Origin of the sequence: Niveispirillum irakense DSM 11586, from assembly GCF_000429645.1 — a bacterium.
GTDB classification, from domain to species: Bacteria; Pseudomonadota; Alphaproteobacteria; order Azospirillales; family Azospirillaceae; genus Niveispirillum; species Niveispirillum irakense.
Window position 1 is genome coordinate 53,811 of the sequence record NZ_KE386933.1, and the last position, 25,027, is coordinate 78,837.

Consider the following 25,027-nt stretch of genomic DNA (forward strand, 5'->3'; position numbering starts at 1 on the left):
ACTTCCGTATCAGAAGGCGGAGAGAGCGGGAGCCGCAGAAAAGCTGTCGGCAAGGGGCGGCACGGGACAATGAAACCCGGCGGGGGAGAGGGTGAAAATCTCCACCCCCGACGATGTCACCCCCACCATATGTTCGAATTGGGCCGATAAGGAAAGGTCGCGGGTGATGTTGGTCCAGCCATCCGCCAATTGCCGGATACCGGGACCACCCTGGTTCAGCATCGGTTCCACGGTGAAGACCATGCCCGGCACCAGTTTCATGCCCCGGCCGGGCTTACCCCAATGAAAGATATCGGGTGCGTCATGGAAGACGCGGCCGATACCATGGCCGACATAATCGCGCACCGAGCTATAGCCGTACCGCCGCGCCACGGCATCCGTGGCATGGCCCAGATCGCCCAACTGCTGGCCGGGCGCTACCTGGGCAATGCCGGCCATCATCGCATCATAGGTTGCACCCACCAGATGGCGGGCCGGGGCCGCCACGTCCCCCACCAGATACATCCGGCTGGTATCGCCGTGCCAGCCATCCACAATGGCGGTGACATCGACATTCACAATGTCGCCGTCGTGCAGGACGACATCTTCCGCCGGGATACCGTGATTGACGACATGGTTGGGGGAGATGCAGCAGCTTTTGGGAAAGCCATGATAGCCAAGCGTGGCCGGGATGGCGCCATGGTCGCGCAGATAGGTATCCACGATCCTGTCGATGGCAGCCGTGCTGACCCCCGGCACGATAAAGGATGTCAGATGGTCCAGGCAGGAAGCCGCCACCTGTCCGGCCACCCGCAGGGCCGCGAAGGCGGTTGCATCCTGCAAAACCACCCGCCGCCCTGTCGGGTCCAGCACATAATCGCCAGGATAGGTCTTCATTGTGGCATGCCCGCCCCGGTTACCGGCTGGTGCCGGGGCGGGCCATCCCTTATCCCTTCAGGCGTGCCAGCATTTCCGCCGTGATCAATACCACACCATTATCGGTGCGGTGGAAGCGGCGGGCATCCTCTTCCGGATTTTCACCCACAACCAGCCCCGCCGGCAGCACGCAGCCACGATCCACCACCACCTTGGTCAGCCGGACATTCCGGTTGATCTCCACCTCCGGCAGGATCACCGCCTCCGTCAGGGTGCAGTAGGAATGGACGCGCACCTTGTTGAACAGCAGCGACCGGCGCACGGTGGAGCCGGACAGGATGCAGCCGGCAGACACCATGCTGTCCACGGCCATGCCGCGCCGATCCTCATCGTCGAAGACGAATTTGGCCGGCGGCAACTGTTCCTGATAGGTGAAGATCGGCCAGCTCGGATCATAAAGATCCAGCGAGGGGGAGACGTGGCACAGGTCCAGGTTGGCTTCCCAATAGGCATCCACCGTGCCGACATCGCGCCAGTAGCTTTCACCCGGCTGGGCGCGGTTGCGCACGCAGCTATCGGCGAAATGATGGGCCTTCACCTTCGCCCGGTCGATCAGATAGGGGATGATATCCTTGCCGAAATCGCGTGACGAGGTCTGTTCCCCGGCATCGCGTTCCAGATGGCCATACAGGAATTCAGCGTTGAAGATATAGATGCCCATGCTGGCCAGCGCCATGTCGGGCTTGCCCGGCATGGGGGGCGGATCGGCCGGCTTTTCCAGGAAGCTGATGACATTATCATCATCGTCGATATGCATCACGCCGAAGCCCGTGGCCTGCATGCGCGGCACCTCGATGCAGCCCACCGTCACATCCGCGCCGGAGCGGATGTGGCTGGACAGCATATTGGCGTAATCCATCTTGTAGATATGGTCGCCAGCCAGGATCAGCACCCATTCGGCATCATGGCTGCGCAGAATATCCAGGTTCTGATACACGGCGTCGGCCGTGCCCTGGTACCAGCTCGTCTCGTCAATGCGCTGCTGGGCCGGCAGCAGATCGATGAATTCCCCGATCTCGCCACGCAGGAAACCCCAGCCGCGCTGTAAATGGCGCAGCAGCGAATGCGACTTGTACTGTGTCAGCACCGAAATGCGGCGAAAGCCGGAATTGATGCAGTTGGACAGCGCGAAATCGATGATGCGGAACTTGCCGCCGAAATGGACAGCCGGCTTGGCGCGCCGGTCGGTCAACTGCTTCAGCCGGCTGCCGCGGCCGCCGGCCAGGACCAGGGCCAGGGCATTGCGCGGCGCGTGCCGCATTTCCTGGTCCAGACGCTGTTCGGAAACTTCCGTTGCCAATTCCCGTACCTCCCCCGTGATAGCCGGCATCGCCTGTTGTCCGGATGCCGGTGCCTCTCGCGCATGGTTAAACTCGCACAGATTGCGCTGGCGGGCCATGCCCCCGTGTTGGGCCTCGACGATATCGCCATGAGCACGGGGTGGGTAATGCAGTTGCCCAGGAAATGTTCCGAATTGATTGCCTAAATTTTAGGCTGCACTCACTTTTTCGAGATCGGGGGAGCGGGGCGAGGGCGCTGATGCCTCCGAACTGGTGGAAAACCTTTGGTTTCCATGAAAATTGCGCAAGGAAATTACGCCTAAAATTTATGCAATTGACCTATCTGAGGGCGAGTCGTGGACCAGTCCGCCCTCTATCGCCCGTGGTACTGCGCAAGGGAATCCGCCATTTCCCGGCGCGGCACGCTCTTTGAATAAGGGGTCAGTGGCGTGTGCGGCGGCCGGCCGGCCCCGTGCCCACAAGAATGGGGAGCCACATGAATCGTTTGAATAAACTCCTTCTCGCGGCGTGCCTGGCGCTGTTCCCGGGCGTGGCCCTCGCTCAGGACGCGGCACCGACCCTGGATAGCGGTAATACGGCCTGGTTGCTGACCTCGACCGCGCTGGTGCTGTTCATGACCATTCCTGGTCTGGCGCTCTTCTATGGCGGCATGGTTCGCAAGGCGAACGTCCTGACGATGGTGATGCAGTCTTTCGCCATCTGCTGCCTGATCTCCGTCCTCTGGGTGGTAGCGGGCTTCAGTCTGGCCTTCGGGCCGGGCAATGCCTTTGTTGGTGATTTCAGCCGCGCCTTCCTGGCGGGCATGACGGTGGAAGGCCTGTCCGGCACCATCCCGGAATCGCTGTTCATCGTCTTCCAGATGACCTTCGCGATCATCACCCCGGCGTTGATCACCGGCGCCTTCGCAGACCGGATGAAGTTCTCCGCGATGCTGCTGTTCATGACCTTGTGGTCGCTGCTGGTCTACAGCCCGGTCTGCCACTGGGTGTGGGGCGGCGGCTTCCTGATGGGCGACGGCGTGCTGGATTATGCCGGTGGCACCGTGGTGCATATCAATGCCGGCGTGGCGGGTCTGGTTGCCTGTATCATCCTGGGCAAGCGCACCGGTTACGGCACGTCCGACATGAAGCCGCACAATCTGGTCCTGTCGCTGATCGGCGCGGCCATGCTGTGGGTGGGTTGGTTCGGCTTCAATGCCGGTTCCGCCGTGGCCGCTGATGGCCGTGCAGGCATGGCTATGCTGGTCACCCAGGTCTGTGCTGCCACCGCGGCCCTGTCCTGGATGTTCGTGGAATGGGGCGTGAAGGGTAAGCCCTCGGTTCTGGGCATCATCTCCGGTGCCGTTGCCGGTCTGGTCGCCATCACGCCTGCCGCCGGTTTCGTCGGTGTCGATGGCGCCCTGGGGATCGGCGTCCTGTCCGGCGTGATCTGCTACTTCGCTTCCACCACGCTGAAGCATGCTTTGAAGTATGATGACAGCCTGGATGTGTGGGGCGTGCATGGTGTTGGCGGCATCGTCGGCGCCATCCTGACCGGTGTCTTCGCCCGTGAGGCCATCGGCGGCACCGCCGGCGCGCTGGAAGGCAATATCGGCCAGATCTGGACCCAGATCTGGGGCGTGCTGGCCACCGTGATCTGGTCGGCTGTGGCCACCACCATCATCCTCTTCGTCGTGAAGGCGATTGTCGGCCTGCGGGTCGAGGAAGAGGCGGAGCGTGACGGCCTGGATATCGCCCTGCACGGCGAATCCATCCAGTAAGCAAGCTCACAGGGAGGCGGATCCTCAGGGGTCCGACCGGAGCCAAAGACCGCCGCATCGGGCAACTGGTGCGGCGGTTCTTTTTTTTGGCAACAGGAAGGCGGTGGGCATGCGCACGCCCATTACCGCCCGCTACCGGGGCGTGAGCCCCGCACTGTCAGCGTTTGATCCCCTCATCCGTCAGCACCACCACCGGATAGCCGCGATATTCCGCCGGCGCGCCATGGTCGGGCCCGGAGACGCGCAGATAGATGCGCCCTTCGCCAATGCCGGTTCCCACGACGGGGCGTCCGGCCTCGGTCAGTTCCTTGAACAGGGTGCGGGCGGCATCCGCCACGGGATGTTTGTCGGGAAGGGGCTGGTCGGTCATGGTTCTGGCCGCTGATATGTTGCGTTGCCGCCAATTTGGGCCTGATGGCCGGCCCGGTCTAGGGCGATCGTGCCGAAACCTGTCTGGTGCGCTGCAGCATGTCTGCCAATCATCTGGCCTTTAATCAGTACGGAATGGCCTGAAACAGTCATTGCTACCGGTGTCAATGGCGTAATCATCGCGGCAGGCCCCCACATGCCCGCCTTGCATCGCCATGTCCCAATCCTTCACAAAGATTACCTTATCAGGCATCGTGCAGATGCAAATCTATCCGGCGGGTAACCGCGAACGTAACAAGTGGACGATAAGCGCCGCAGGTTCCGGGGCCACGGGACGCACTGAAAGCCAGAGGGGGAATCGGATCGCATGAAAATCGCTATACCGAAGGAACGCCGCGCGCATGAGCTGCGTGTGGCTGCCACGCCCGATACGGTCCGCAAATATGTCGGACTGGGTTTCGAGGTCGTGGTGGAAACCGGGGCCGGGATCGGCTCCGCCATCACCGACGATGCCTTTGCGCTGGCCGGTGCCAAGATCGCCGCCGATGCCGCCGCCACATTGGGCGATGCGGACATCGTGCTGAAGGTTCAGCGCCCGCTGACTGCCGGTGAAGGGGATGTGGATGAACTGGCGCTGCTGAAGCCCGGTTCCATCCTGATCGCCGGCCTGTCGCCCTATGGCGCGCCGGAGAGCGTGACGGCCTATGCCAATGCCAAGGTTGATGCCTTCGCCATGGAATTCATGCCGCGCATCACCCGCGCGCAGAGCATGGATATCCTGTCGTCGCAGTCCAACCTTGCCGGCTACCGCGCGGTGATCGAGGCGGCGAACGAGTTTGGCCGTGCCTTCCCGATGATGATGACGGCTGCCGGTACCGTGCCGCCGGCCCGTGCCCTGGTGATGGGCGCCGGCGTGGCCGGCTTGCAGGCCATCGCCACCGCCAAGCGCTTAGGCGCCGTGGTGTCGGCCACCGACGTGCGGCCGGCCACCAAGGAACAGGTGGAAAGCCTGGGCGGCACTTTCGTCGCGGTAATGGACGAGGAATTCCAGCAGGCCCAGACTGCCGGCGGCTATGCCAAGGAAATGTCGGCGGAATATAAGGCCAAACAGGCGGCCTTGATCGCGGAGACGATCAAGAAGCAGGATATCGTCATCACCACCGCCCTGATCCCGGGCCGCAAGGCCCCGGTGCTGGTGACCGACGACATGCTGAAGACCATGAAGCAGGGCGCCATCCTGGTGGATCTGGCCTGCGAGCAGGGCGGCAATGTCGAAGGTTCCGTCGCGGGTGAAGTGGTGGAGAAATATGGCGTGAAGATTGTCGGCCGCATCAACATGCCCGGCCGCATCGCCGTCGATGCCTCCTCGCTTTATGCCAAGAACCTGCTGAATTTCATCACCCCCTTCGTCGACAAGGAGACGAAGAGCCTGAAGTTGAACTGGGAGGATGAGGTGGTGAAGGGCACGGGCCTGACCCGTGACGGCGCCATCGTCCATTCCGCCTTCAAGCCGGCCGCCGCCTGATCGGGAGGGAGAATAGATGGATCCGCAACAGCACGCACAAAACGCAGCGGACCTGGCCAATCAGGCCAAGGCCCTTGCCGATAATGCCGCCGAACTGGCCAATCAGGCTGCCTCCGTGGCCAGCCATGCCGCCATGGCCGGTGGCCCGCCCTTCATCGTCACTGGTCTGACCATCTTCGTGCTGGCCTGCTTCGTGGGCTATTACGTGGTGTGGAAGGTGACGCCGGCGCTGCATTCGCCGCTGATGGCCGTCACCAACGCCGTGTCGTCGGTCATCATCGTCGGTGCGCTGATCGCGACCGGGGCTTCCATGTCCGGCTGGTCGATCGCGTTCGGCTTCCTGGCGACGGTGCTGGCCGCCGTGAACATCTTCGGCGGCTTCCTGGTCACCCAGCGGATGCTGGCCATGTACAAGAAGAAGACGCCGGCCGCCGGCGGCAACGCCAAGTAAGGGGGGCGATCATCATGGTTATCGTTGCTTCGCTCGCCTATCTGGCGGCGGCAGTCTGCTTCATCATGGCCCTGCGTGGCCTGTCCAGCCCGGCCACGGCCCAGTCGGGCAACCGGTTCGGCATGGTCGGCATGGCCATTGCCATTCTCACCACGCTGGCCGTCATTCCCGATATCGGTGGTCTGGCCTGGCTGCTGATCGTGGCCGGTCTGGCTATCGGTGGCGGCATTGGCTATGTCATCGCCAAGCGCATCCAGATGACGGAACTGCCGCAGCTTGTGGCGGCCTTCCACTCCCTGGTCGGTCTGGCGGCTGTGTTCGTGGCTGCCGCAGCCTTCCATTCTCCGGAAAGCTTCAATATCGGCGCGCCCGGCGACATCCATGTCGGCTCCCTGATTGAGATGAGCCTGGGTGTGGCCATCGGCGCCATCACCTTCACCGGTTCGCTGGTGGCCTTTGCCAAGCTGCAGGGGCTGGTGTCCGGTAAGCCCTTGCAGTTCAACGGTCAGCACCTGCTGAATGCTGCGCTGGGCGGCCTGACCGTGCTGCTGATCGTGCTGCTGTGCCTGACGCAGAGCCCGATCCTGTTCTGGCTGATCGTTGTTGTGGCGTTGGCGCTGGGCTTCCTGCTGATCCTGCCGATCGGTGGCGCCGACATGCCCGTCGTCGTGTCCATGCTGAACAGCTATTCCGGCTGGGCGGCGGCGGGCATCGGCTTCACGCTGCAGAACCCGCTGCTGATCATCACCGGTTCCCTGGTTGGTGCTTCCGGCGCCATCCTGTCCTACATCATGTGCAAGGGCATGAACCGGTCGATCTTCAACGTCATCCTGGGCGGCTTTGGCGGCGAAGCCGCTGGCGCCGGCCCGGCTGGTGGCGCTGCGGTGGACCGTTCCTTCAAGGCCGGTTCGGCTGATGACGCGGCCTTCATCATGAAGAATGCCGCCAAGGTCATCATCGTTCCGGGTTACGGTATGGCCGTGGCCCAGGCGCAGCACGCACTGCGTGAAATGGCCGACCTGCTGAAGAAGGAAGGGGTGGAGGTGAAATACGCCATCCATCCCGTGGCCGGTCGTATGCCGGGCCATATGAACGTGCTGCTGGCCGAAGCGAACGTGCCCTATGACGAAGTGTTCGAACTGGACGAGATCAACCGTGATTTCGGTCAGGCGGACGTGGCCTATGTCATCGGTGCCAACGACGTGACCAACCCGGCCGCCAAGACCGACACCTCCAGCCCCATCTACGGGATGCCCATCCTGGACGTGGAAAAGGCGAAGACGGTCTTGTTCATCAAGCGGTCCATGGGTGCCGGTTATGCCGGCGTGGAGAACGAGCTGTTCTTCCGCCCCAACACCATGATGCTGCTGGGCGACGCCAAGAAGATGACGGAAGAAATCGTCAAGGCGCTGTCAGGCGGCGGGCACTGAGTCCATTGCCCATCCAATGACGGAGGGCCGCCCCGGCGATGGGGCGGCCCTTTTTCGTTGAATGATGGATAAAACGATAACCGACCTCTGGCGCGAAAAAGTCCAGTGATCCTGTAGTTTGGTGCTTTGGACATCGGGGAGGTTCAAAATGAAGGTAAGCGCTGCGCGTACCATTGATTGGACTTTGCCGTCTGTTTGGGCCAAGATAATCATTGACCTCGATCCGATGTCGGAACATCCGGTCTGGGTGGTAACCGCCCATACCCCGCTGGGTACTATGCGGATGCTGGGGCTGTTGCGGTTGGAAGGACGTTGCCTGTTTGTTGAGGATGCTCATGTCGAAGGACTGTTTCCTGGCGCGCTCAGCAGGGCGGGGTTGAACGCCATAGGTTACAGGTTGATGGAGGTGGCGGATGTCGACAGGCTTGTCATTCAGGGCGCGGTTAGAACAACAGGTGCCCGCCCCGGGCACCGGCCAGCCGCTTTCAGGCTCGCCCGCCCACGCAATGCTGATGCGGACAGGCCCGCTGGCGCAGCCGGTGACCCTGGCCCAAAGGCTGGCTGAACTGGGGCTTGGTTTACGTCAGGCGCACAGCCTGCTGAACCGCCTGGCTGCCGACGAACCGGTTGCCATCACCTTCCCCGCTGTCCCTGACCCGGCTGCTGTTGTTTCCGACTTGGCAGCATTGGGCTTGCGGGTGGAATGGCGCTGCGCACCTGCCCATGTCGATGTGAAGGCGATCAGGGAACGGTTGGACTTGACCCAGGCGGCTTTTGCCGCCCGGTTCGGCCTGGAACTGGACAGCGTGCGCAATTGGGAACAAGGGCGTTATACGCCAGACCCAGTGGCGCGCATCTTGTTGAAAATCATCGAACAATCGCCGGAAACGGTGGACCGGGTGGTTGCGGCCTGATCACGCAATCACCCGCGTCTGCCCCGGTTCCAGCCCGTCCAGCCGCCAATCACCCACGGCGATGCGGATCAGGCGAAGGGTGGGGAAGCCGACGGCGGCGGTCATGCGGCGGACCTGCCGGTTGCGGCCTTCGCGCAGCACAATCTCTGCCCAGCTTGTCGGCACGGATTTGCGGAAACGCACGGGCGGGGTGCGGGGCCAGAGCCAGTCCGGCTCCGCCACGGACCGGGCTTCTGCCGGCAGGGTGGGGCCATCCTTCAGGGTGACGCCGGTACGCAGGGCCGCCAGCGCCTCCTCCCCGATCTCCCCTTCCACCTGCACCAGATAGGTTTTGGGCCATTTATGGCGGGGTTGGCTGATGCGGGCGATCAGGCCGCCATCATCGGTCAGCACCACCAGCCCTTCGCTGTCGCGGTCCAGGCGACCGGCCGGATAAATTCCCGGTTGGTTAATAAATTCCGCTAGGGTGCGGTGGCCGGTTCCCTCATCGGTGAATTGGCACAAAACGTCATACGGTTTGTTCAACAAGACAATGCGGGCCATGGCCGGCTTCCATTCAGCTTTCCAGCCCTGGAAAGGCCGGCATCGGTTCGCGATATAAGCGACGGGAAACCGCATCGCCAGCAGTGATTCGGTATGTCGCCGCCCCAGACAGAGGAGAAAGCAGATGACCCGACCCGATACCGCCACCCGGCGCACGGCCAAAACCGCCGCTTTGGGCCGTCGTGACCTGATGCTGGCGGGTGCCGCCGGGGCGGGGCTTCTGGCAGCGGGAGCCGGATTCCTGGCCCCGCGCCCTGTCTTTGCCCAGGTGGCCGGCGCCGGGCCTGTGACCCTGCCGCCGTTGCCCTATGCCGCATCGGCGCTGGAGCCGCATATCGATGCCCAGACCATGGAAATCCACCATGGCAAGCATCACCAGGCCTATGTCACCAACCTGAACAAGGCGCTGGAAGAGCATAGCCAGCTTCAGTCCCTGGCCCTGCCGGAGCTGCTGCACCGCCTGCCGCAATTGCCGGAAACGGTCCGCACGGCCGTGCGTAACAATGGCGGTGGCCATGCCAACCACACCATGTTCTGGTCGATCATGGGGCCCAATGCCGGCGGGCAGCCCACGGGGACACTGGCCGATGCCATCACCCGCGATCTGGGCGGGCTCGACGCCTTCAAGAAGGCATTCAACGCGGCGGGGACGAAGCAGTTCGGCTCTGGCTGGGTGTTCGTCACGGCCGATCAGGCGGGCAAGCTTTCCATCGTTGCCAAGCCCAACCAGGATACGCCGCTGATGGAAGGCAAGGCGGTGCTGATGGGCAATGATGTGTGGGAACACGCCTATTATCTGAAGTACCAGAACCAGCGCGCCGCCTATCTGGAGGCGTGGTGGAATGTGGTGAACTGGAAGGCGGTGGATGCCCGCTATGCCGCTATCCGCCGCGGTGAACTGATCTGATTGACGGGCAGGGGAGGGGGCCACGGCATGCGGGCTTGACGGTCCGCAGGCGGGTGCCATCTTCCCTGCCTATGGACAGGCTGAAACCACTTCCCCCTGATATTCCCCGCCCGGTTGCTGCTGCCGCGACCGGGCGGGCGCTAGGCCCGTGCGGCCTGTGTGGCCGGCCCATGATTGCCGGGCCCAGTGTGGATGCCCATCATCTGCTGCCGCGCAGCCAGGGCGGCAAGGAAACCATCCCCCTGCATCGTGTCTGTCACCGCAAGATCCATGCGGAATTGACAGAGAAGGAACTGGCGCGCGGCTACACGACGCTGGAAGCGCTGCGCGCCCATCCCGCTATTGCCGATTTCATCCGCTGGGTGGCCCGCAAACCGCCGGAATTCACGGCGGTGACCTTCCGATCCAAGGCCCGCACGCAAGCGCGCCGGAAATAGCGGCACCATATCCTGCATCCCTGCTTGAATCTATCGATCCGCCATTATCTCCCTTGTCGGGGAAAAGATAATGATGCATAACTATTATGCAACTTTACGATAGTGCGCCCATCTGCGCGCTTTCAAAAAATAGTAAAAAAGCGTCTCAGGGAGGAAAATATGACCACGGGAAAACACCGGCCTTGGCCGGTGGGGGCGGAGCTTTGTCCATCTTCTGCTAAAATGCTGCTGATGGCGGCTGGTCTTGCCGTTACGGTTGCGGCCCCTGCTGCGTATGCCCAGCAGGAGGCGGGCACGCTGGACGAGATTGTCGTAACGGCGTTGCGGCGGTCTGTGATGCTGCAGGATACACCCGTTGCCGTCACGGCTTTCACGGCGGAGGCCCTGGAAGCACGCAGCATTGATACGCTGGACAGTATCGCGCGCTTTACGCCGAATATCCGCTTCGACGGAGCGGCTGCCCTGTCAGGCGGTAACTATAATGCTACGGTGTTCATCCGTGGCATTGGTCAGAATGACTTCGCTATTTTCAGTGATCCGGGTGTCGGTTTCTATGTGGATGGCGTGTATTACGCCCGCTCCATCGGCGGCATCATGGATGCCATGGATCTGCAAAGCGTTGAGGTGCTGCGCGGTCCGCAGGGCACGTTGTTCGGTAAGAATACAATCGGCGGTGCCGTGCTGATCAACACCCAGCGCCCGAAGGAGGAGTTTGGCGGCCGGATTGAACTGACGACAGGCCGTTTCGACCGGCTGGACGCCAAAGGCACGCTGAACGTACCCCTGGCGGATGGCAAGCTGCTGACCCGCCTGTCCGTTTCCTCCCTCAACCGGGATGGATACGCCAAGCGCCTGTCGGACGGGCAGGATATGGGTGACCGCAATGCCGATAGCGCCCGCCTGCAACTTTCCACCGATTTCAGCGAAGACATTAATTTCCATCTGGTGGGTGACATAACGCGGGCGCGTGAACATTCCGCGCCCAACAAGCTGCTGGCCGTGGCGCCGGCACCCGGCCTGACCGGTGTCCCCTTCCTGGTGAATTACAATAATCTGGTCGCCCCCAGCCGGGGCGTTGTGGCACCCGATGGGGGCCGGACCCTGAATTCCTCCTTCATCACCGACAGCCCGTTCACCACCTGGGGCAGCGGCCCGAACATCAATGACCTGGATTTGTGGGGTCTGGCCGGCACTCTGACCTGGAATCTGGGGATGGTGGAGGCCAAGAGCATCACGGCGTACCGGGAACTGGAAGCAACATTCGCCCGCGACGGTGACAATACCCCCTTCACCTATCGTGAAACCTTCAATGATGATGAGCAATGGCAGTTCAGCCAGGAATTCCAGCTCAGTGGTGAAGGTTTCGATGGGCGCTTCACCTGGGTGGGCGGGGTTTACTATTTCAGCGAAGAGGGCACTGACGATGCCCGCGCGGATCTGGCCATGGGGCTCTGGCCGCCGCTGGGGCCGGCCTTGTCGCCGGCAACCCTGATCTTGAACAAGATCGATAACACGTCATACGCAGTGTTCGGCCAGGGCAATTACAAGCTGACGGATGACTTTGCGATCACGGTCGGCGCCCGCTGGAATCGCGATAAGAAGTGGATTTCGGTGTTCAACCAGCGCCAGCGCGACAATGTCATCTTCACCGACGTTCAGCGTGAGGGGAAATGGGATGCCTTCACCCCGAAAGTTGGCCTGGAATATAAGCCGACTGCGGATGCCATGCTCTATGCGTCGGCTGGCAAGGGCTTCAAGAGCGGTGGCTTCAACGCCCGTCCGCTGGCCGACGAGTCGGAAGTGACGCAGTATGAGCCGGAGACGATCTGGACCTACGAGGCCGGCGCCAAGACCGGCTGGTTCGATAATCGGCTGATCCTCAATGCCGCCGCATATCTCAGCAAATATGACAATATCCAACTGACCGTGAACCAGACGCCGCGCAATTTCGTTGCCAATGCCGCCAAGGGCACAATCAAGGGGGCGGAACTGGAAGTGCGGGCCCGGCCAGCGACCGGCCTGGATGTCGATCTGTCGGTCGGCTACACGGACGCGCAGTATGATGAGGTTGGCGTCGGCCTGGGCCCGACCCAGATCCTGCCCATCACCAAGGATGCCAAATTCGTCAAGACGCCGAAATGGACGGGTAATGCCGGCCTGCAATATACCCACGCGCTGGATCATGGCGGCACACTCAGCCTGCGCGGTGACCTGTCCGTCTACAGCAAGTTCTACAATGATGTGGCCAATACCGAGCTGGTGGCGCAATCCGGCTACGGAGTCGTCAACAGCCGGCTGACCTACACGGCATCGGACGATAGCTGGACCCTGGCCCTGTTCGCCACCAACCTCACCGACCGGCGCTATCTGGTGTCGGGCAATGCCAGCGGCGCCTTTGGTCTGGCAGAGGGAAGCTATGGGCGGCCACGGGAATGGGGCGTGACCCTGGGGGCGAAGTTCTAGAGCCGTGTGCGTTTAATCGGAAACGCACACGGCTTTAAGCCCCTGTTCAGCGAGCAGATTCACGCTCCAAAGCGATTCCGCTTTTCCGCGATCTGCTCTAGGCCCCGTTTGCACTACCGAAAATTTGCCTGGTCTGCCTCTCCCACCCTGGTGGGGGAGGCAGCTTATATGCGCTTATAGCGTCCAAGTGCTTAAAAGACCAAAAGCCGCCCGCGGGTAATCCCAGGGGCGGCGTTTAATCCTGTACTGCCGATCAAGTGGCAGAGAAGGCTATTAGTAGCCCTCACGCTCCAGGCGCTTGCGCAGCAGCTTGCGCGAACGACGAACGGCTTCCGCCTTTTCGCGGGCACGCTTCTCTGACGGCTTCTCGTAATTGCGGCGCAGCTTCATTTCGCGGAAGATGCCCTCACGCTGCATCTTCTTCTTCAGCGCGCGCAGGGCCTGATCGACGTTGTTATCACGAACCAGAACTTGCACGGGTCTTTCCACTCCAATGGATGCGCTGTCCGGCGAACCGGCCACCGCCATAAGGGTTGCAAACAGAAAGAAACGGCAATGGGAACCCTTTCAGGTCCAAGCCATCGCCCGATCCAGTCGGCGCGGTTATACACACGCCCATCGCCCTTGTGAAGGGTCTGCGGCGGATAGATCGCAGATTCCCCGGTATGGCGGGCATGCGGAGCCCCCTGGAACCTGCTTTGAGTGCCTTGCGCCCGCCCTATCCGGCACGCACAATCCCCGAATCGACCCTTTTTTGGAGCCGTCGCATGGCCATCCTGAAGATCGCCCGCATGGGTCACCCCGTCCTGCGCGGGGTGGCGGAGCCGGTGCCCCTGACGCCGGGTGCGCCCCTGCCGGCTGATATCCACCGGCTGGCCAGTGATATGGTGGAGACGATGCTGGATGCGCCGGGTATCGGGCTGGCGGCGCCGCAGATCCATGTCGGTGCCCGCATCATCGTGTTTCGCGTGCCGGGGGACCGGGCCAGCGGGGCGGCGGGTGATGTGGCCATGGATGCGCAGGTGCTGATCAATCCGGAACTGGTGCCTTTATCGGAAGAGACGGTGCTGGGCTGGGAAGGGTGCCTGTCCATCCCCGGCCTGCGCGGTGTGGTGCCGCGCTTCGCCCGCATCCGTTATCGGGGATATGATCTGGATGGCAATCTGGTGGAGCGGGAGGCCGCCGGCACCCATGCCCGTGTCATCCAGCATGAGTTGGATCATCTGGATGCGGTGCTATATCTGGATCGGATGCCCGATATGACGAAGCTGACCTTCACCGAGGAAATGAAGTATTTCACCGGCGAGGCACTGAAACCGACATAATGTCCCCTTCCAGGGCCCGACCACCGGTATCCATCCAGGGAGCAGCCGCATGCAGAACATGACAGAGACCGGCGACGGTGCCGCGCAGGCCGCGGCCCCTGGCCCTGAACTGACAACCGACCCGTTGGCCGAAATGGAGGCGGAGCTGGAAGCGCGGCGCGACGCAATCCTGTTAGGCATGCTGCCGGATGTCGCCTTTGATGGCTGGACCCTGGCCGCCATGCGCCAGGGGGCTAAGCTGGCCGGTTTTGATGCGCGCGAAGCCCAGGCGGCTTTCCCGGAGGGGCCGTTGCAGGTGCTGGACCATTTTGCCGACTGGGCGGATCGCCAGATGCTGGCCGATCTGGCCGCAACCGATATGGCGGCACTGAAAGTGCGGCAGCGTGTGGCATTGGCCGTGCGCACGCGGCTGGAAATCCTGGCGCCTTATCGGGAGGCGCTGCGCCGGGCCACGGCCATGCTGGCCATGCCGTCGGGCCTTTCCCTGGGCCCCCGCCTGCTCTACCGCACAGTGGACCGGGTGTGGCGGCTGGCGGGGGATACATCCACCGACTATAATTTCTATACCAAGCGCCTGCTGCTGGGCGGGGTGGTGACCACCACCACCCTCTATTGGCTGGATGATGCGTCCGATGATCAGGCCGATAGCTGGGCCTTCCTGGACCGGCGCATCAATGATGTGATGACTGTTGGCAAAAGCATGGGGCAGGTGACAGGGGCCGTGGGCAAGGCAGGGGGCCTGCTCGCCCATCTGCCCTCGCCGGCGCGCTTTGCCCGCCATCTGCGTGGCGCCATGGCCCGTTGATGCCGGACGATCTGGCGACACCGGGCCTTCAGGGATTGGATGCCATCCGGGATTGGGTCGTCTCCGCAGGGCTGAATGGCCTGTCGGAGGCCGACCTCCTGCAAGGTTTCTGCCGGCGCTGTCAGGCGGCCGGCATTCCGCTGGTCCGCGCCGTTGTCATTATTGATACGCTGCACCCGATCTTTGAAGGCCGCGCCTTCCCCTGGCGCAGTGACGGCGCCCTGGTCGAGGATATGGTTGAATATGGGCCGACCCTGGATGGGGAAGCCGCCGATATGTGGCAGCGTTCCGTTTTTTTCCACATGCTGCTGGCCGGGCTGACCGAAAAGCGCTGCTGGCTGGAAAAAGGCGACGGCATGCAGTTCGCCAAATTCACCGAACTGGGGGATGAGGGGATCACCGACTGCGTGGCCCATATCCACCATTTCTCCCCCGATGGGGCGCTGGGCGGCATGGATTGCGTCTATTCCTACTGGGGGACCGACCGGGCGGGCGGCTTCAGTGCGGCGGAACGGGCGGCACTTTCCGGGCTGCTGCCCTCCCTGGCGCTGGGCATCAAGGCCAAGTCGCTGGCCCGCATCGCCGGTACGCTGACCCAGGTCTATCTGGGCCGTGATGCTGGCCAGCGCGTGCTGTCGGGCCGCATCTCCCGCGGGGTGACGGACCGGATCAACGCCGTGCTCTGGTATTCCGACCTGCGCGGCTATACCCGCATCTCCGATTCGGCCACGCCGGACCAGATCATCCCGCTGCTGAATGATTATGCCGATGCCGTCGTCTCGGCGATCCATAATGCCGGCGGCGATGTGCTGAAGCTGATTGGCGATGGCACGCTGGCGATTTTCAAGGCGGATGATCCGGCCGATGCCTGCCGCTGTGCGCTGGAAGCCGAAGCCCAGCTTCGCCGCCGCCTGCGCGAACTGAAGCAGCGCCGCGTGGCCGAGGGCCAGCCCGTCACCGACCTGTATCTGGGCCTGCATATCGGCGACGTGTTCTACGGCAATATCGGCAGCCAGGACCGGCTGGATTTCACCGTTGTCGGCCCGGCCGTGAATGAGGTGGCGCGCATCGCGTCCATGTGCCGGTCGGTGGATCGTCATGTGGTGATGTCGTCTGATTTCGCCGCCCATAGCCCGCACGATTCGCGGACAAGACTGGTGTCGGTTGGCCGCTATGCCCTGCGCGGCGTGGGCCGGGCGCAGGAACTGTTCACGCTGGACCCGGGTTTGCTGTGATCGCCCTGCCGGCGGGGCAGTCTCCATTCGGATTAATTCCACCCCTTTAGTCTGGGAAATGCCACTGGCCGTTGTGTCGCCATAAAGGGGACGGCACTCTTGCCCCATGGGTCGTGCAGCCTTTTGCCAATGGGCTGCCGTGGGGGGAGAAAATATGCGGTCGATCATGCAGGTGGCCCTGGTGGCCATTACCATCATCCTGGTGGGTTTGGCTGGGCTGGGCCTGGTGCGTATGCTGGATAAGGATGGGCAGGACGGGAATGCCCGTCCGGTGGCCACTACCAGCCCTGCGACGGGACAAACAGCAGGCAACATGGTTGCCCCCGTTGCCAGTGTGACTGGCACGGATACCGCCCCGGAAGGCGGCTTCCGCTTCCATCGTGTGTCGGTGGAAGCCGGCGGCACGGTGGCGGAAGCCTGCCTCGCCTTCAACGCTCCCCTGGATGGCAGCGGCGCCACCTCCTATGCCGATTATGTCCAGGTGCCCGATGGGGTCCGCCCCGGTTTCCGCGTGGATGGCAACCGGCTGTGCCTGTCCGGCCTTTCCTTTGGCACCGAATATGCGCTGACCCTGCGCAGCGGCCTGCCGGCTGCTGGCGGCAAAGGCGCGTTGGCCGAGGATGTGCCCGTCACGGTCGGGTTGGCCGACCGGCCCCCCGCAGTGGCGATGGGCCAGGGCTTCATCCTGCCGCGGGAGACGGGCGACGGCCTGCCCATCACCACGGTCAATGTCGACCGGCTGTCGATCAAGCTCTACCGTGTCGGGGACCGGCTGCTGGCCCGCATGCGCCAGGATTTCCTGGATGAGCGGACCTTCTATCCCTATGATTCCGAACAGATTGCCGAGGATCAGGGCCGTCTGGTCTGGCAAGGGGAAATGCCGGTCAAAGGCCCGCGCAACGAGGCGGTGACCAGCCTGTTCCCCCTGGCCAAGACCATCGGCACGACCGAACCGGGGGCCTATCTGCTGGTTGCGTCCAACCCGGATGCCCCGCGGGATGATGGCGAGGGCCGCTATTTCTATTCCGACAGCTATCGCCCGGCGGCGGGGCAATGGGTGGTGCAGTCCGATCTGGGCCTGACCAGCTTTGCCGGTGATGATGGGTTGACCCTGTCTGTCCGCTCGCTGGCGGGCGCGACGCCGCTGGCCGGTACGCGCCTGACCCTGATCGCCCGCAATAATGAGGTGCTGGGCGAGGTGCGGACCGATGAAGCCGGGATCGGCCGCTTCGGTGCCGGCCTGTTGCGCGGGGAAGGCGGCATGGCGCCCGTGATGGTCATGGCCTATCGCGGCGATGGCGATTTCAATTTCCTGGACCTGCGCCGCCCCGGATTTGACCTGTCCGACCGTGGTGTGGAAGGCCGCCCGCCGGCGGGGCCGGTGGATGCGTTCCTTTATACCGAGCGTGGCATCTATCGTCCGGGGGAGACGGTGGAACTGACGGCGCTGCTGCGCGACCAGACCGCCCATGCCCTGACCGGTCGCACCTTCACGCTGAAGCTGAAGCGCCCAGACGGGAAGGAACATCGCCGTTATGATCTGGCCGATGGCGGCGGCGGGGCTGGGCACCTGTCCCTGGTGTTGCCGGCCAGCGCCGCGCGCGGCCAGTGGGAGGCGACCCTGCATGCCGATCCGGAAAGCGATCCGGTCGGGCGTGTTGCGTTCCAGGTGCAGGATTTCGTGCCCCAGCGTCTGGCTTTGTCGGTTGAAGGCGGGCCCAAATGGCTGTTGCCGGGGGCGCCGCTTTCCCTGGATGTCACCGCCCGCTTCCTCTATGGCGCGCCGGGGTCGGACCTGACGGGTGAAGCCTCCATGGTGATTGAGCCGGACCCCAACCCCTATCCCCAGCATAAGGGCTTCCGCTGGGGCATCGGGACGGAGGATTTCCGCGCCGACCGTTATGACCTGGAGATCGGCACCACGGACGCCGAAGGGCGTACCCAGGTGACCGGCACCCTGCCGGGCGACCTGCAATCCACCCGCCCCTTGCGCGCCGATATTTCCATCGCCATCCGGGAGCCAGGCGGCCGTGCCACGTCGGAACATGTCTATATCCCCTTCATGGCCCGCGACCGGGCCATCGGCATCCGCCCCCATTTCGATGACAGTGTGCAGGAAGGGGCCCACGCCGGGTTCGACATCATCATGGTCAGCGAGGATGGCCGACCGGTGACGGCCCAGGGCCTGCGCTGGCGACTGGTGCGGGATACCTCCACCTGGCAATGGTTCCGGTCCGGGGGAGGCTGGAAATATCAGCGCGTCCCGCGGGAGCGGGAGGTGGCATCCGGCAGCCTGGATGTTGCCCATGACAAGGTCGCGACCATCGCCCAGCAGGTGCAATGGGGCGGATATCGCCTGATTGTTACGGATCCGGCATCGGGTGCTGCCAGTGCGGTCAGCTTCTCCGGCGGCTGGTATTCCGCCGCCGGGGCCGACAGGCCCGACCGGTTGAAGCTGGCAGCCGACCGCGCCGGCTATGCGCCGGGGGAAACGGCCCGCCTGCATATTGAAAGCGATGTCGCCGGGGAAGCGCTGCTGGTCATCGCCAATGAGAAGGTGCAGGAGGTCCGCACCCTGAGCGTGCCGGCCGGCGGCACCGATCTGGAGGTAAAATTGCGGGAGGAATGGGGGGCGGGCGCCTATGCGCTGGTCACCCTCTACCGGCCGCTGACCGCCCAGTTGGGCCATGCGCCGGTGCGTGCGGTTGGCGTGGCATGGCTGGGGCTGGACCCGTCCCGCCGCACCCTGAATGTGGCGATCCAGGCGCCGGAGCGCATCGCCCCGCGCCAGACGCAGGAAGTGGTGGTGACGGTGCCAGGGGCGGGGCGGCAGGCCCATGTCACCCTGGCCGCCGTAGACCAGGGCATTCTCCAACTCACCCGCTTCAAGACGCCGGAGCCCCAGACCCATTATCTGGCCAAGCGCCTGCTGGGCGTGGCGATGCGGGATGATTATGGCCGCCTGATCCGGGGGCTGGCCCAGGGTGACGACCAGGGCGGCGACAGTTTCGGCGGCAAGGGGCTGGATGTGGTGCCCACCCGCACCGTGGCCTTGTTCTCTGGCATCGTCGCGCTGGATGGGGACGGCACGGCCCGCATCCCGCTGGAGATCCCGGATTTTCAGGGGGAATTGCGGCTGATGGCCGTGGCCTGGGACAAGGACCGGATCGGGTCCGCCGACCGGGCCATGGTGGTGCGCGATCCCGTGGTGGCGGAATTGATCCTGCCGCGTTTCCTGTCTCCGGATGATCAGGGACGGGCCACGGTGCTGCTGCATAATGTGGAAGGCCAGGCCGGTGATTACCGCCTGAGCGTGAAGGCCAGCGGTGCGGTGGCCGGCGGGGTGGAACAGCGCACCCTGACGCTGGCCACGGGGGAACGGCAGGTCTTCACTGTGCCGCTGGACGGGCGCTTGGCCGGCATCGGCACGGTGGGGCTGTCGGTCACCGGGCCGGGTGGCTTCCAGGTGGACCGGTCCTGGCCGATCCAGGTGCGCCCGCCGCAACTGCCCGTGACGCGGGAAGAGGTGGCGACCCTGGCCCCCGGCCAGGGGGTGACGCTGGGCGGCGATCTGGTGGCCGGCATGGTGCCGGGCACGGTGTCGGTCTCCGTCTCCCTGTCGCGCTGGCAGGGGCTGGATGTGCCCGGCATGCTGCGCTGGCTGGACCGCTACCCGTTCGGTTGTCTGGAACAGACGGTCAGCCGGGCCATGCCCCTGCTCTGGTTCAACGATCTGGCCTTGATGGCCGGCACGCGCCAGGATCAGGCCATTGCCGACCGGGTACAGGACAGTATCGACCGGGTGCTGTCCATGCAGCAGCCGGATGGCGGGTTCAGCATGTGGGGCGGCTATGGTGACGGGGCCGATCCCTGGATCTCCGTCTTCGCCTATGATTTCCTGATGCTGGCGGCGGATCAGGGCTATCTGGTGCCGGCTGATGCGCTGGCGCTGGGCCGGCGCTGGCTGATGGAAGCATCCACCCGCGCCTATCCGGTGCCGGTGCAGGCCTATGCCGGCTGGGTGCAGGCCCGCAAGGGCCAGGCCAATGCTGGCGACCTGCGCTATTTCCACGATTCCAACATACCGGAACAGGCTTTGGCCACCGCCCAGCTTGCCGCAGCATTGGACGCGATTGGCGAACGTGCCCGCGCCGCCAGTGCCTATGACAAAGCCCGGCGCCAGTTGGCCCAATGGGCGGCGGCGGAACCGGCGGAAAGGGCGGCACTGGAAACCGCCCGGCGCACCGGCAAACCGGCGAAGGTGCCGGATCGTACCGACAAATATGGCAGTCGCCTGCGCGACACCTATGCCATTGCCGCGCTGATGGCCAATGGTGGTCGGGGTGCGGCGGTGCCGGCCCTGCTGGAATCGGCCCATCTGCTGGATACCAGGGCGGAAGATACCAACACCCAGGAAAAGGCCTGGATGCTGCGTGCCGCTGCCACCCTGGCGGGGGGGCAGGCCAAGCTGGCCGTGGCGGTGGATGGCCGTGATGTGGCCGGCGGTGATCCCGTTGCCGTGCCTGTGGCCCTGACGGCACTGGAACAGGGCTTGACGCTGGAAAATAAGGGCGAGACGGACCTGTACCGCACCTTGTCGGTGGAAGGGGTGCCCCTGGCGCCGGAACCGGCCAGTGCCAATGGCATCACCCTGTCCAAGCGCCTGTTCACCCCGGCGGGGGAACCGGTGGACCCGGCCCAGGTGCGCCGCAATGACCGGCTGGTCGTGGTGCTGGAAGGCAATGCCACGGAAGCGGCCCTGCGCGGTGATTACGCCCTGCTGGACCTGCTGCCCGCTGGTCTGGAGGTGGAAGGCGTGCTGCGGGCGGGGCAGGCCGGTTATGACTGGATCGGCCTGTTGTCCGACACCCAGGTGGCGGAAGGGCGCGATGACCGGATGGTCGCCGCGCTGACCCTGCCGGCCTATCGCGAGGATGATACCGGCCTGACGGGGGCCAGCGGCTTTGCCCTGGATCGCAAATGGGGCTTCCGTGTTGCCTATGCGGTGCGGGCGGTGACGCCGGGCAGCTTCGCCCTGCCGGCTGCGGTCGCGGAGCATATGTATGTGCCCCAGGCCAGGGCGCGGACGGAGATGGGCCGGATGGAGATTGCCGAGTGATCCGGCTTTCCCGATCCTGGCGCCGGATCGGGATTGGGGGGCTTGCCGCTGCCGGCCTGCTGCTGGCGGCGGATCTGGCCTTGCCGCCGGACCTGTCGCGCTGGCAGGGGCGGTCGGCCCAGGTGCTGGATGCCAATGGCGGTCTGTTGCGGCCCTTTCCCACCGCGGAAGGGTCCTGGCGGCTGGAAACCCGGCCCGATCAGGTCGATCCGCTTTATCTGGACATGCTGCTGCTGGTGGAAGACGGGCGCCATGGCTGGCATCCCGGTGTCGATCCGCTGGCCGTGATCCGGGCGGGCGGGCAGGCGCTGCGCCATGGCCGCATCATTTCCGGGGCCTCCACCCTGTCCATGCAGGCTGCCCGCCTGCTGTCGCCCCAGCCGCGCACCTTCCGCGCCAAGCTGGAAGAGGCGGCGCGCGCCTTGCAGCTTCATCGCCGGCTGGGGGCCGAGGGGGTTCTGTCCGTCTATCTGACGCTGGCCCCGTTCGGTGGCCCGCTGGAAGGGGTGCGCGCGGCCAGCCTGTCCTGGTTTGGGCGGGAACCGGCGCATCTGTCCCCGGCGCAGTCGGCCTTGCTGGTGGCGCTGCCGCAATCACCGGAACGGTTGCGGCCCGACCGGTTTCCCGCCGCCGCGCGGGCTGCCCGTAACCGGGTGCTGGACCGGGCCGCCGCCGCCGGGTTGATTGCCGCCGATGTGGCGGCTGCCGCCAAGGCGGAACCTTTGCCCACCCGCCAATCCCCTTTGCCCTTGCTGGCCCCGCATCTGGCCGAACGGCTGGTGGCCGGGGCCGGCCCCGGTGCCGTGATCCGCAGCACCATCCGCCCCGACCTGCAACGCGGGCTGGAAGCGCTGGGCCGCGCCCACCTTGCCCGGCTGGAAGCGGGGGGCGATCTGGCCATTCTGGTGCTGGATAATCGCGACCGCCGGCTGCTGGCCCATCTGGGCAGCGGCGATTGGCAGCGCCGGCAACTGGACCTGTCGCGGGCCGTGCGCTCCCCGGGATCGACGTTGAAACCCTTTATCTATGCGCTGGCCTTTGATGATCTGTCGCTGCATCCCGGCACGCTGATTGACGATGCGCCCCAGCGGTTCGGGGATTGGCTGCCACGCAATTTCGATCATGATTTCCATGGCATGGTGACCGCGCGGGAGGCGTTGCAGCGATCCTTGAATGTGCCAGCGGTGCAGGTGCTGGAACGGGTGGGGCCGGCGCGGATGGCGGCCCTGCTGACGGCATCGGGGGCCAACCTGTCTTTGCCCCCGGCGGCGGAACCGGGCCTGCCGCTGGCGCTGGGCGGGGTGGGCATCCGCCTGACGGACCTTGCCATGCTGTATGCAGCATTGGCCGATGATGGCAAGGTACGCCCCATCCAGACGCGGCTGGATGGGCCGACGGCGGGGCCTGCCGGTCGGCTGGTGGGTGGCCCGGCGGCGCGCGCCACGCTGACCATCCTGCGGGGCAGCCCCATGCCGGATGGTCTGGCCGGGGGCGCTGGCATCGCCCGCACCCGGCGGGTCGCGTTCAAGACCGGTACATCCTATGGCTATCGCGACGCCTGGACGGTGGGGGTTTCCACGGATTACACGGTCGCTGTCTGGGTGGGCCGGGCCGATGGTGCACCCCGACCGGGGGAGGCGGGGCGGCAGGCGGCGGCCCCCTTGATGTTCCGCGTCTTCGACCTGCTGCCGCCCGATGGACCGCAGCCGGAACCGGCCCAGCCCGACCATGCCCTTTTCCGCAGCGCACCCCCGCCAGCCCTGGCCCGGCTGAATGCCGCGCCTGTGGCCGCGATCACGCATGTGGAGAAGCTGCGTATCCTGTTCCCCCCCGATGGGGCGGAGGTGGAGGCACTGGATGAGGGTATTTCCCTTTCCGCGCAAGGCGGGCGGGCCCCCTATCGCTGGGTGGCCGATGATATGCCGCTGGCAGAGGATACGCCCTTCTGGCGTCCGACCGGTGCTGGATTCTCTCGCCTGACGGTCATTGATGCCACCGGCCAGCGTGCCAGCGCCGCCATCCGCGTCCATGTACCAGGGCAGTGATGACGGCCACTTTACAATCTTTGGTCAAGCGGCATGATCCGCCCGAAATGTCTTTATCCTGTTGAGGAAAAACCCGAAATGAGCCTGTCCTTTTATGATGCCTCCGTGCCTGCCCTGCGCCGCGGCCTGGTGGTATTGGACACCCTGCTGGCCAAGGCGGAAGCCTATGTGGCCGAAACCGGTATTGATGCCGCGACCCTGTTGAATGCCCGCATCGCCCCGGACATGCACCCTTTCACCCGGCAGGTGCAGATGGTCAGCGACAATGCCAAGGGGGCCGCAGCACGGCTGGCCGGCATTGCCGCCCCCGCCATGGCGGATGAGGAGCAGAGCCTGGGCGACCTGCGCCAGCGCCTCGCCAAAACCATCGCTTTTCTGGATTCGGTGAAGCCGGCAGACATTTCCGATGATGCCGGGCGGACCATTGTGCTGAAGCTGCCGAGCGGTGAAATCCCGTTCACGGCCCAGTCTTATCTGCTGGGCTTCGCCCTGCCCAATTTCTATTTCCACCTCACCACCGCCTATGACCTGCTGCGTCAACAGGGGCTGGCCATCGGCAAGCGTGATTTCATCGGTCCGCTGGGCTGAGAGACAAGAGCGCTGGGGGCGGTAGGTTGCCGCCCCTTTAGTGTCTGTCAGGTTTAGGTGGAATCGGACATTGTCCTCACTTCCGTCACCCCGGCGAAGGCCGGGGTCCAGTTTCCTAGAGCACAGCGCCTGTGATTCTGGACCCCGGCCTTCGCCGGGGTGACGGTGGAGGTTGATCCAACGTAAACCTGACAAACTCTAGTCCCGCCAATAGCCCCAGACGCTGGCCGGGGGCACATTGGCGATGGTGAAGCCGACGCGCTTGCCCTTGATGCCCAGTTCCTTGCGCTTCAAGGGGGAGCGGGCGGAGTAGGTATAGGCGTAAAAACGCCGGCCCTTGGGCATGATGGCGAAAATCTCGTCCACGATGATGCGCTGGGCTTCCACCGGGATCAGGATCATGGGGATGCCGCAGACCACGGTACCCACCTTGCCCACCAGATGCGGCGGCAGCATGCGGCGCACATCGGCCACATCGCCTTCCAGAATGTTCACCTGGGGAAAATGGCGGCGCAGATAGGGTGCCAGTTCAGGATCACGCTCCACCGTATAGAGCTTTTGCGGCGCGACCCCCTGTTCCAGCAGGGCACGGGTGATGGCCCCGGTGCCGCCACCGAATTCAACCACCACCTCGTCCTGTTCCTGCCGCACCTGCGAAGAGATCAACCGCGACAGGGACGGGGAGGAGGGGGTGATCGATGCCATCTGCATCGGTCTTGCCATCCAGCGCTTGAAAAAAAGCCAAGCAGCGCTGGGCTCCTTGGCGGGCGTGGCGGCCTCGGCGCGGTCGAGTGGCATTCCGGGCAGGACCTTCATGGTTGAACCAGTGAACTGAGAAATGGCACGCGTTTGCGTGCAATGCAATGACAAGGCTGTGCGTTATCGTACTGTATCAA

General features: G+C 64.3%; 21 protein-coding genes. 15 read left to right on the plus strand and 6 right to left on the minus strand.

Going from position 1 to position 25,027, the window contains the following annotated elements:
* Window positions 1–9 precede the first annotated feature (9 nt).
* Window positions 10–876, minus strand: coding sequence for a type I methionyl aminopeptidase (map, locus tag G473_RS0114250; protein WP_051330300.1), 867 nt, complete (start codon window positions 874–876; stop codon window positions 10–12).
* 49 nt (window positions 877–925) lie between these two features.
* On the minus strand, window positions 926–2,245 hold the full coding sequence (gene glgC / locus G473_RS0114255) for a glucose-1-phosphate adenylyltransferase (RefSeq protein ID WP_084438153.1): 1,320 nt from the start codon (window positions 2,243–2,245) through the stop codon (window positions 926–928).
* 446 nt (window positions 2,246–2,691) lie between these two features.
* Here glgC and G473_RS0114265 point away from each other — a divergent pair, with 446 nt between their 5' ends.
* Window positions 2,692–3,975: an ammonium transporter gene (locus G473_RS0114265; RefSeq protein WP_029013658.1), complete on the plus strand. Its 1,284-nt coding sequence runs from the start codon at window positions 2,692–2,694 to the stop codon at window positions 3,973–3,975.
* A 157-nt stretch (window positions 3,976–4,132) separates the two neighbouring features.
* On the opposite strand, the gene G473_RS0114270 is transcribed toward G473_RS0114265, so the two are convergent.
* A complete protein-coding gene (locus tag G473_RS0114270) occupies window positions 4,133–4,345 on the minus strand; it encodes a hypothetical protein (RefSeq protein ID WP_035707391.1) in 213 nt (70 codons plus the stop codon).
* Window positions 4,346–4,711: 366 nt separating this feature from the next.
* Here G473_RS0114270 and G473_RS0114280 point away from each other — a divergent pair, with 366 nt between their 5' ends.
* The 4 genes from G473_RS0114280 (at window position 4,712) to G473_RS27005 (ending at window position 8,664) form a co-directional block, all read left to right on the plus strand.
* A complete protein-coding gene (locus G473_RS0114280; RefSeq protein WP_029013660.1) occupies window positions 4,712–5,869 on the plus strand; it encodes a Re/Si-specific NAD(P)(+) transhydrogenase subunit alpha in 1,158 nt (385 codons plus the stop codon).
* A gap of 16 nt (window positions 5,870–5,885) precedes the next feature.
* Complete coding sequence (locus tag G473_RS0114285; RefSeq protein WP_029013661.1) at window positions 5,886–6,320, plus strand: NAD(P) transhydrogenase subunit alpha part 2; 435 nt, start codon at window positions 5,886–5,888, stop codon at window positions 6,318–6,320.
* Between the two features lie 14 nt (window positions 6,321–6,334).
* Window positions 6,335–7,750 carry an NAD(P)(+) transhydrogenase (Re/Si-specific) subunit beta gene (locus G473_RS0114290; RefSeq protein WP_029013662.1) on the plus strand — a complete coding sequence of 472 codons (1,416 nt, stop codon included), beginning with the start codon at window positions 6,335–6,337 and terminating at the stop codon, window positions 7,748–7,750.
* A gap of 506 nt (window positions 7,751–8,256) precedes the next feature.
* A complete protein-coding gene (locus G473_RS27005) occupies window positions 8,257–8,664 on the plus strand; it encodes a helix-turn-helix domain-containing protein (protein WP_245580068.1) in 408 nt (135 codons plus the stop codon).
* Here G473_RS27005 and G473_RS0114305 read toward each other — a convergent pair whose 3' ends face one another.
* Complete coding sequence (locus G473_RS0114305; RefSeq protein WP_029013664.1) at window positions 8,665–9,207, minus strand: pseudouridine synthase; 543 nt, start codon at window positions 9,205–9,207, stop codon at window positions 8,665–8,667.
* A gap of 124 nt (window positions 9,208–9,331) precedes the next feature.
* On the opposite strand from G473_RS0114305, the gene G473_RS0114310 reads away from it, so the two are divergent.
* The 3 genes from G473_RS0114310 (at window position 9,332) to G473_RS27010 (ending at window position 13,014) form a co-directional block, all read left to right on the plus strand.
* Window positions 9,332–10,114 (plus strand): Fe-Mn family superoxide dismutase, encoded by a 783-nt coding sequence (locus G473_RS0114310; protein WP_051330301.1) that lies wholly within the window; start codon window positions 9,332–9,334, stop codon window positions 10,112–10,114.
* Window positions 10,115–10,185: 71 nt separating this feature from the next.
* The gene (locus G473_RS0114315; protein ID WP_029013666.1) at window positions 10,186–10,551 is read left to right on the plus strand and encodes an HNH endonuclease signature motif containing protein; all 366 of its coding nucleotides are present in this window, start codon (window positions 10,186–10,188) and stop codon (window positions 10,549–10,551) included.
* 159 nt (window positions 10,552–10,710) lie between these two features.
* A complete protein-coding gene (locus G473_RS27010; protein ID WP_210163327.1) occupies window positions 10,711–13,014 on the plus strand; it encodes a TonB-dependent receptor in 2,304 nt (767 codons plus the stop codon).
* A gap of 273 nt (window positions 13,015–13,287) precedes the next feature.
* Here G473_RS27010 and rpsU read toward each other — a convergent pair whose 3' ends face one another.
* Window positions 13,288–13,491: a 30S ribosomal protein S21 gene (rpsU, locus tag G473_RS0114325; RefSeq protein WP_029013667.1), complete on the minus strand. Its 204-nt coding sequence runs from the start codon at window positions 13,489–13,491 to the stop codon at window positions 13,288–13,290.
* Between the two features lie 290 nt (window positions 13,492–13,781).
* On the opposite strand from rpsU, the gene def reads away from it, so the two are divergent.
* The 6 genes from def (at window position 13,782) to G473_RS0114355 (ending at window position 24,131) form a co-directional block, all read left to right on the plus strand.
* A complete protein-coding gene (gene def, locus G473_RS0114330; RefSeq protein ID WP_029013668.1) occupies window positions 13,782–14,339 on the plus strand; it encodes a peptide deformylase in 558 nt (185 codons plus the stop codon).
* Between the two features lie 49 nt (window positions 14,340–14,388).
* The gene (locus G473_RS27015) at window positions 14,389–15,144 is read left to right on the plus strand and encodes a COQ9 family protein (RefSeq protein ID WP_245580070.1); all 756 of its coding nucleotides are present in this window, start codon (window positions 14,389–14,391) and stop codon (window positions 15,142–15,144) included.
* A complete protein-coding gene (locus G473_RS0114340) occupies window positions 15,144–16,379 on the plus strand; it encodes an adenylate/guanylate cyclase domain-containing protein (protein ID WP_051330303.1) in 1,236 nt (411 codons plus the stop codon). Before G473_RS27015 ends, G473_RS0114340 begins: the two co-directional genes overlap by 1 nt.
* Before the next feature lie 154 nt (window positions 16,380–16,533).
* Window positions 16,534–21,498 (plus strand): alpha-2-macroglobulin family protein, encoded by a 4,965-nt coding sequence (locus tag G473_RS27020; protein WP_051330304.1) that lies wholly within the window; start codon window positions 16,534–16,536, stop codon window positions 21,496–21,498.
* The gene (pbpC, locus tag G473_RS27025; protein WP_035707394.1) at window positions 21,495–23,543 is read left to right on the plus strand and encodes a penicillin-binding protein 1C; all 2,049 of its coding nucleotides are present in this window, start codon (window positions 21,495–21,497) and stop codon (window positions 23,541–23,543) included. Before G473_RS27020 ends, pbpC begins: the two co-directional genes overlap by 4 nt.
* A 78-nt stretch (window positions 23,544–23,621) precedes the next feature.
* Window positions 23,622–24,131 (plus strand): DUF1993 domain-containing protein, encoded by a 510-nt coding sequence (locus G473_RS0114355; protein ID WP_029013670.1) that lies wholly within the window; start codon window positions 23,622–23,624, stop codon window positions 24,129–24,131.
* Window positions 24,132–24,329: 198 nt separating this feature from the next.
* Here the strand turns inward: G473_RS0114355 and G473_RS0114360 are convergent, their stop codons facing one another.
* Window positions 24,330–24,836, minus strand: coding sequence for a class I SAM-dependent methyltransferase (locus G473_RS0114360; RefSeq protein ID WP_245580071.1), 507 nt, complete (start codon window positions 24,834–24,836; stop codon window positions 24,330–24,332).
* Between G473_RS0114360 and G473_RS31020 the strand changes: the two genes are divergently transcribed.
* Entirely contained in the window at window positions 24,823–24,966 is a 144-nt protein-coding gene (locus G473_RS31020; protein WP_245580072.1) for a hypothetical protein, read from the plus strand. The two genes, G473_RS0114360 and G473_RS31020, sit on opposite strands and share 14 nt — an antisense overlap.
* Window positions 24,967–25,027: the final 61 nt, after the last annotated feature.

Coding starts and splice junctions, on each gene's coding strand:
- map (WP_051330300.1), bottom strand. CDS start 876: ATGAAGACCTATCCTGGCGATTATGTGCTGGACCCGACAGGGCGGCGG.
- glgC (WP_084438153.1), bottom strand. CDS start 2,245: ATGCCGGCTATCACGGGGGAGGTACGGGAATTGGCAACGGAAGTTTCC.
- G473_RS0114265 (WP_029013658.1), top strand. CDS start 2,692: ATGAATCGTTTGAATAAACTCCTTCTCGCGGCGTGCCTGGCGCTGTTC.
- G473_RS0114270 (WP_035707391.1), bottom strand. CDS start 4,345: ATGACCGACCAGCCCCTTCCCGACAAACATCCCGTGGCGGATGCCGCC.
- G473_RS0114280 (WP_029013660.1), top strand. CDS start 4,712: ATGAAAATCGCTATACCGAAGGAACGCCGCGCGCATGAGCTGCGTGTG.
- G473_RS0114285 (WP_029013661.1), top strand. CDS start 5,886: ATGGATCCGCAACAGCACGCACAAAACGCAGCGGACCTGGCCAATCAG.
- G473_RS0114290 (WP_029013662.1), top strand. CDS start 6,335: ATGGTTATCGTTGCTTCGCTCGCCTATCTGGCGGCGGCAGTCTGCTTC.
- G473_RS27005 (WP_245580068.1), top strand. CDS start 8,257: ATGCTGATGCGGACAGGCCCGCTGGCGCAGCCGGTGACCCTGGCCCAA.
- G473_RS0114305 (WP_029013664.1), bottom strand. CDS start 9,207: ATGGCCCGCATTGTCTTGTTGAACAAACCGTATGACGTTTTGTGCCAA.
- G473_RS0114310 (WP_051330301.1), top strand. CDS start 9,332: ATGACCCGACCCGATACCGCCACCCGGCGCACGGCCAAAACCGCCGCT.
- G473_RS0114315 (WP_029013666.1), top strand. CDS start 10,186: ATGGACAGGCTGAAACCACTTCCCCCTGATATTCCCCGCCCGGTTGCT.
- G473_RS27010 (WP_210163327.1), top strand. CDS start 10,711: ATGACCACGGGAAAACACCGGCCTTGGCCGGTGGGGGCGGAGCTTTGT.
- def (WP_029013668.1), top strand. CDS start 13,782: ATGGCCATCCTGAAGATCGCCCGCATGGGTCACCCCGTCCTGCGCGGG.
- G473_RS27015 (WP_245580070.1), top strand. CDS start 14,389: ATGCAGAACATGACAGAGACCGGCGACGGTGCCGCGCAGGCCGCGGCC.
- G473_RS0114340 (WP_051330303.1), top strand. CDS start 15,144: ATGCCGGACGATCTGGCGACACCGGGCCTTCAGGGATTGGATGCCATC.
- G473_RS27020 (WP_051330304.1), top strand. CDS start 16,534: ATGCGGTCGATCATGCAGGTGGCCCTGGTGGCCATTACCATCATCCTG.
- G473_RS0114355 (WP_029013670.1), top strand. CDS start 23,622: ATGAGCCTGTCCTTTTATGATGCCTCCGTGCCTGCCCTGCGCCGCGGC.
- G473_RS0114360 (WP_245580071.1), bottom strand. CDS start 24,836: ATGGCATCGATCACCCCCTCCTCCCCGTCCCTGTCGCGGTTGATCTCT.